Below are 7,277 nucleotides of genomic sequence, written 5' to 3'. Positions count from 1 at the left end.
ACGTCCGACAGCCGGGTCACGTACGAATTCAGGGAATCGGGCATGTGCTCCATGATCCGCCGTTTCAGTTCCTCGCCATGGAGGAGGAGGACAAAAAGCGTGAAGAAGAAGATGAATGCCTTGAAGAGGATGTAACTCAGGTTTGCAATGAACGTCTCCTCGTAGCCCACGAACATCAGCCTGCCGGTGTTCAGGAGGCTGATGATCCCTGCCTTGTTGAGCGGGAGGCCAAACACAGAGAAGCTGGTCTCCGGGTTGTTGATCCAACCGGCAATTGCGGAGAACATGCCCGTCAGGTTTTCGGAATAGGACGAGAAGACATACAGGGTGAAACCGATCACCGCGGCAAATGCACAGAATGTTGCGATGGTGATGAGCGCTGCCGAGAGCGCCGGGCGGACATACGATAAAAGCCGCTGAAAGACCGGCATGAGGACGATCGCGAGCGATGCCCCGAGCAGTACCATGTCCATGACCGGCCAGAAGAGGATGATGGCGGCAACGGTCAGGATGACCATGAGGATGAACGGGAACTGCTCATTTCTGATGATGGACATGGACGGTTAGTTATTGTTCGGGGCCGGGCATTAAAAGCGTGATTGTCCTCCGGCAGCCCGGTAACGCTCACCGGAACGATACCCATAACACCATTACGGTACCAATCAGCTTGGAGAGCAGATGAAGCGGACCCGGCACCTTGCCATGATCGCGCACGATTTAGGGCTCATCTTCGAGTTCCTTGGCGTCGTATCCCTCCTGCCGTTTTTTGTCCTTATCATCTTTGGCGAATGGGATCTCCTCCTCCCCATGGCAACAGCCCCGTTTACGTTCCTTACCACCGGGTTTTTGATCTCGCATATCCCCCACGAGGACATCGAACCCTCGTTCTCCGCAACGCTCTCTGCAGTTGCCCTCTCCTGGCTTGCCATCGCTTTTGTCGGGGCCCTCCCGTTTGTCTTCGGCCTTGGCATGTCCTACACGGATGCTGTCTTCGAAGCCATGGCCGGCTGGACCGGGACAGCCTTCTCGATGATCCCGTCCCTTGACCAGACGCCGGACACGCTCCTCTTCTGGCGCTCGTTCATGCAGTGGGTCGGCGGCATCGGGGTCATCGTGTTCGGGATCTCCCTGCGCTCTAAGACGCGTGTCTCCCTGTTCCGGATGTACCGCGCAGAAGGCCGGGAAGATGCACTGGTCTCTGCCACCACCTCATCGGGAAGAAGGCTCTGGATGATCTACCTTGTCCTGACCTTCGGCTTCACGGGCCTCGTGATGCTGACCGGCATCCCGCTCTGGGACTCCTTAAACCTCGTCATGACAACCATTGCGACCGGCGGGTTCACCCTCCACGATGGCGGCCTAGCGTACTACAACAACGCGGCGCTCGAGGCCGCCCTGATACCCGTGATGTTCGCCGGATCCATCCCGTTCAAGGTCTTCCTCTTCCTGTACCATGGCAAGGTCATGGGCATCTTCCGCGACCAGACCGTCCGGATCCTTCTCCTGATCGCCGGTATCGGGGCGGCGCTCATATCGCTCGACCTCTTTATCTTCAGCGATCTCTCGCCTCTCTCGGCAGTCCGGCAGGGGACTTTTACCGCAGTCTCCGGCCTGACCACCTGCGGTCTCCAGAATACGAGCCTCCATCACTGGGCAACCGTCCCTCTCGCGATCCTCGCCATGATGGTCTTCATCGGCGGTGCAATGGGCAGTACCGCAGGGGGCATCAAGGTCAACCGGCTCGCCCTTGTCTTCGAAGGCGTAAAGTGGTGGTTCCGGCGTTTTTTCGTCAGCAGCCGCGTGCTTGTCCCCCTCAGGGCCGGGGGGAAAACTCTCTCCGTTGAGCGTTCAAACCTTGCCGTTTCCAAAAACCTGCTTGTCATCGTCATCTACGTCCTGACCATCTTCCTTGCCACGGTCGTTACACTCCATCTCTACATAACTTCGTTCCGGCTGGACGAGGTGGTCTTCGAGATCGTCTCCGCGCTCAGTAACTCCGGTGTCTCGGTCGGGTTCATCAGCCCGATGAGCCCTCTCTCCATCAAGTGGCTTTTTATCACGCTCATGTGGCTGGGACGGATCGAGATTGTGCCGGTCCTCATCATCGCGATGGGTATCTTCCGGGAAGTGAGGGATGATCTTGCAAGGGATGTATCCGGGAGCCGGATTGAGTAAGCGGCAGACGGATCCTGGTCTTAAGGATTATTCCGCCGCCGGTGCAGGAGCATGATGGAGAGGACAATGATAATGATGATAGCAAGGGCGGTCAGGTAACTGCTGCGGTTCGCTGCCTCCCCCGCAACCCATTCTGACATGCTGAACACGATGGAGAGGGCATTCTGCGGGGGCCGGGGTGACGGTGTCGCAACCGGCGCAAGCCGGGCAGGTTCCGGTTGCGGGGCGACAGTCGTCTGCCGGACCACCGGCTTACCAATCTCCTTCTCGAAGAGCGCGACACAGCAGAAATGCGACAGCACCGCGGTGAATGTGCCGTCCTTTGCATTGAAACTGCCGGGGACCTCCGACCATGTGCCGGTTGCCTTGTCGTACATCATCAGCGAATACTCTTTTCCCCACTGCGCCTGCGGGATGGTGAACGTAACAGTAATCCCCGGGGAGAAGGTTGCACCGTCCGGCCCGAGTTCATAGGCCCTCCCGTCGATCATGACTGCCTGGCCTGATGGTGGCGCTGCGGGAATTGCATCCGGGGCGATGGAGGCGATGCTGAGTGAGGAGAGCGGGCTTCCGGCACTGTCCTTTGCGACTGTCCCCTCCCCAAGCACAACGGATGCCAGCGTATCGGTGGACATGAGGGTAGTCTCCTGCGTTATGACTCCGCCCTGGTTTGTATAGAGTGGCGCTGTCTTTCCGGGATCAATAAAGACGACAGGAGCTTTTTGTTCGGGTGCTGGTTGAGGGGCCTGTGCCGACAGGCCTTTTGTGCTGCCGGATGGGGCTCCAGAGTTACCATATGAATCGGAGCCACCGGATGGTTGTGGTGCGTTTACCTGGCTGGCTATAGTGAGGGTGATGAGCTGGAAGGGGTTGCCGGAACCGGTGAGCTGGACAAGACCGAATGTTGACGAGCCCCGGGATGATTCGGCTTCAAAATAATCCAGATTTGTTGCAGGATCGTAATAGAGGAACCGTGGCCGTAAGACTTCTCCGGTTGACCGGTCATCGGAGATCCGCTCGATATAGGTATGTGATCGCCCCATGTGGTTGCTGACCCAGGTAGCATTGACACTCATGTGGATCTTTGCCGTCCCGCCAGCAGGAATGCCGGTTTTTACAATTTTCATTGTGTAGGCAACGCCAAGAATATCAGAAAAACCAGAACTTTTCCCGATGCTTGAGAACAGGGCGAGGTCAGCATCAGTATATCCTTCCCAAACCTGGGAATTTACCTTTGCGTTTTCCGGGAACGTGTCAAGGGTAATCGTGTGATTCAGGGTGCTTTGGGAGCCGGTTGTTTGGGAAAAACCAGCGGGATGTATTTCCGTTATCTGGAAGGACACAGAGGACAGGTTCCCTGAAATGGTTGCACCGTGATCCATGAATCCGATGCCATCGTTTGAGGTGAACGTGATATTGGTCCAGCCATTATCTGCAAGATCTGCTCCCCGGCATACCAGTGAGTCTCCTGCAATCGTGCAATCAGGTGCAGTCCCTTTCGTGAAGGTAACAAACTGTGAACCATAGGGCTCCGTAAAGGTGAAACCGTCAACGCTCGTGTTCGCAGTCACGTTTGCGCCAGTAAGAGCTTTGATGGTTTTGTGAGCCGATGCTGTCCCCCAGGTGTTGTTGACGTACAGATACGGCGTGTAGGTCCCGGCAATATTGTAGGTTTTTTCCGGATTTTTTTTCGAAACATCGGTTGTGTTGAACCATTCCCCATCCCCAAAGGACCAGTTCCAGGTTTCTGCATTGATGGAAAAATCGGTAAACTTGACTTTCAGGTCTACAAAGCCATCTGAAACATCTGTCGTGAATGCCGCGATGGGCGATGCACCGACGCTGACCTTGTATTTGTTATCAACAGGTGTCTCACTACGGCAGTAGGGATTGTTGACCGTGAGCCGGACATCATATTTTCCCGGGACATTGTAAGTAAAGGATTGGTTTGCTTTTAGCGTGTCCTCTGATACGTTACCATCGCCGAACTCATAATTCCAGTGCGTGATGTTCTCTGCATCAGTTGACGTATCATTGAACTGGATTGTATGGGGGATTGCGCCACTTTGGGAAGACATCGTGAAATCTGCGACCGGGCAGGGCTCGTCGTGGTCGAGGGTGTAGAGATAGATATCTTCAAACCCACTGTTCCGATTGTCTGTCCAGACAATCCTGTTGTTAAAAATTTTCGGGGACCCATGCAAGAGTTCGACTGCATCATCGAAAGTTGTTATCCTCTCATCAGAAGATCCTGGAATCTCATTGAAATAAATATCATCGAGGGATTCACGATCATCAATCCAAATAATCTTGTTACCTGAGATAGATGGGTATTTTTGTGTGGTCGAATCAAGGGATACCTCACTTTGGCTCATGGGAAGTTGCCGAGTATCATTCGTTACAATTTTTTTGAAAGGATCTCGCCATGCCACAATCCCATTATCAAAAGTAATTTCTGGAAATCCTGTAAAGTCGAATGTCACACCATCGGGTGAGATCAGATAAGATGATCCGGATGACATATTTATCATATAAATGCTGTTACTATTACGCTCATCCTGCCAGACAACTTTTTCACCCGAAATAATTGGAAAATTTTGATTTGTTGTTGCAGTGTCTGGTGTCAGAATGGTTTCAAGACCTGGAGAAGTTCCATTCAAGTAGATATCATAAGAACCTTGACGCTTATCCTGCCAGACAATCCTGTTTCCGCTGATAGAGGGGAACTCTTGAAGGGCGTCGTTTTCTGTTATTCGCCATCGAGAGCCGGATTCCAAATCTACAAGATAGATGTCAGTATTCCCGCTTCGCGAGTTGTCAAAAGCAACAAGTGTGCCGGATATCGAGGGATGATCAGCATATGAACCCGGATTGGTTATCCTCTTTTCTTCACCCGTGGTAATATTGTAAGCGTAAATGTCTTGATAGGATGTAAAAGCGGTATTGTCCCTGTTATCCGTCCATACAATCCAATTGTCATATATTGCTGGATTCCACTGGTTCGATTCAGTGGTATTTGTGGTAATGAGGGTCACGGTACCGGCTGATGTGATAACGGTTACTACGGTACACAGGAGAACGAGGAAAAAAAGTATACTAATCCATATATGAGCGAAACCGTCATTGGAATTTTTGTTTATCATCGTGTGATGCATTTTTCCCACGAATTTGATTGATCCAATCTATTTTCGTTCTTAAACGGGCTGGCAATCCTATATTAGAACGTAATCGAACTCCTGGAAATAGTTAACAAAGTCATCAAGACGGATGGCGAATTTACCCTTGTTTGGCATTACCACCGTTCCGGCTGTGGTGTTCACCGGAATCCACGGGGCGATTGAATAGGGTGTTCCATTGTACACTATAGATGGGAAAGTAAGGCGGTAATCAATAGCTTTTTCACCGGTCGGTCCAACCGGTTGTCTTCCCACATCACCGAAGAGATGGTATTTAGGATTTCCATTAGCATCGTACTGCATCCCGTATTCATACCCTGGATTTTCCCCATATGGATTCCTTAAAATTATGTATCTCTGGTTATTGCTGTCCATCATGATACCAAGAAGGGAATAAGAATGAGAAGCAACTATCAGTTCATCGTCATAGATTACTCCCTTAGCTGTTGCAGCATAAAGGGATGGTTCAGGATCGCCGGTGATATCAGGTCCTGAGCAACCAAAGGTTCGTGCCACTGCTGGATACTGTGTCCGTCGTGCTTGGTTGGCCGGGTTTTCAGAGGCTTTTTCAGCAACAACACTATTTAGTCTTAACCAGACAGCCTCGGGATCGTTGGAGTTATGATTGGGGAGTCTACTATTCATGATATATCGGTTGAGTTTTCCATTTGGTCTCCGAAGCAGTGCCCGCAACGTTTCTCCCGGATCGCCCCCTTGGATCCGGCAAATGTCTGGTTTGTTTGGATCCCCCGGTGTCAGAATACCGGTGGTTTCAAGATATCGTAAGAATGCTTTCTCATAATAGGGGAGCCAGCTCGCGTTGCCGGTCCTTGTTTTAACTCCTTGGAAATCGCCATTTTTGTTTCTTGGAAGAAGATAATTAGTGTTAACTGCAATAGCTTTTAAAGGCGGCAGGATACTTTTCCCGGAAACTGAGTATAACTTCATTTTGATATCAGCAAAAATTATCGGGTTTTTTTTATCCTTTGCCAGAATCCCCGTTGCTCTGTTGGGGTAATTAAAATCAAACCATGCAATGGTGGATAGTGCTGCAAGGAAATAACAGTCCGGCACCGGCCCCTGGACCGAATCATCAAATGAGGGATGAACTGTATCCGGGTAATTGATTACAGTTTTTTTATCATCCTCTAAAGTATCTGGATCGAGCCAATCAACACAGAGTGTCACTGGATCATCAGGAAGAGCAGGGTTATCCGGATCCCAGTTACGGAAATCGTCAACGCAACCGGAAAATTTCGGGGCTCCGTCAAGCTGGATGAATTGCGGAATGTTTCCGGACGAATTCTTTCCAAGACCTGAATCATCCACGGCAGTGATTCCGGAAGATCTCTCCCTTTTCAGGAAAATTTTCTCATGCTGAAATCCCTTTACTTCTTCAATGGTTATTTTAGAGAAAAGACAGGATCCGTAATATGGGTCAAATAATTTTTCGTAGGATAGCCCAGATCCTCCCGATCCGAGATTGTTGAGACGTTCTCTTGCATCTTTTGGAGGAATCGCGAGAACAGATGATGATTTACTCTCGCTATCATTTTTTTCTGAATTTTTGGTAAACGGATCATCTCCATAAATTGCCCGATATACGGCATAGGGATTTCTTGCTCCCGTTGTTCCATACGATTTTACCGGCCAGAGAAGATGGATGATATACAGAATTAACTCATAAAACCAATCCCATATCCTTCGAAAAGAAACCACAATACACACCTCATTGCCCGGAAAATAACGGTCTTATTGACTGTTCTTTTCCATTATGCCAGAATACTCCCGCTCACATACCATAAACCTTATTAAATTCCTATAAATTTTACATCGTGAATATAAGCCTGATCACCGGAATCCGGACAAATAATGATAAATCCCAGCCAAATCAGGTAAAACAATGGCCAGAATATAAAAAAGAAA

Annotated in this window: 4 protein-coding genes; 1 reads left to right on the top strand and 3 read right to left on the bottom strand. The window is 50.3% G+C overall.

Translation table 11 applies throughout. The features are described from left to right. A partial coding sequence (locus tag PHF39_RS00910) for an AI-2E family transporter (RefSeq protein ID WP_300219219.1) occupies positions 1–557 on the bottom strand: 557 nt, incomplete at its 3' end. 121 nt (positions 558–678) lie between these two features. Between PHF39_RS00910 and PHF39_RS00905 the strand changes: the two genes are divergently transcribed. Next, the gene (locus PHF39_RS00905) at positions 679–2,175 is read left to right on the top strand and encodes a TrkH family potassium uptake protein (protein ID WP_300219216.1); all 1,497 of its coding nucleotides are present in this window, start codon (positions 679–681) and stop codon (positions 2,173–2,175) included. A 20-nt stretch (positions 2,176–2,195) separates the two neighbouring features. Here the strand turns inward: PHF39_RS00905 and PHF39_RS00900 are convergent, their stop codons facing one another. Together PHF39_RS00900 and PHF39_RS00895 are read right to left on the bottom strand one after the other, a co-directional pair. Next, positions 2,196–5,318 (bottom strand): PKD domain-containing protein, encoded by a 3,123-nt coding sequence (locus tag PHF39_RS00900; protein ID WP_366144135.1) that lies wholly within the window; start codon positions 5,316–5,318, stop codon positions 2,196–2,198. Between the two features lie 69 nt (positions 5,319–5,387). Beyond that, the gene (locus tag PHF39_RS00895) at positions 5,388–7,070 is read right to left on the bottom strand and encodes a hypothetical protein (protein WP_300219211.1); all 1,683 of its coding nucleotides are present in this window, start codon (positions 7,068–7,070) and stop codon (positions 5,388–5,390) included. Positions 7,071–7,277: the final 207 nt, after the last annotated feature.

Source organism: Methanoregula sp., from assembly GCF_028712425.1.
Lineage (GTDB): Archaea > Halobacteriota > Methanomicrobia > Methanomicrobiales > Methanospirillaceae > Methanoregula.
This window is presented reverse-complemented; position numbering and strand designations above follow the sequence as displayed.

What these genes read in the sequence shown, in the direction of transcription:
- PHF39_RS00905 (WP_300219216.1), top strand. Translation starts at nt 679, where the DNA reads ATGAAGCGGACCCGGCACCTTGCCATGATCGCGCACGATTTAGGGCTC.
- PHF39_RS00900 (WP_366144135.1), bottom strand. Translation starts at nt 5,318, where the DNA reads ATGATAAACAAAAATTCCAATGACGGTTTCGCTCATATATGGATTAGT.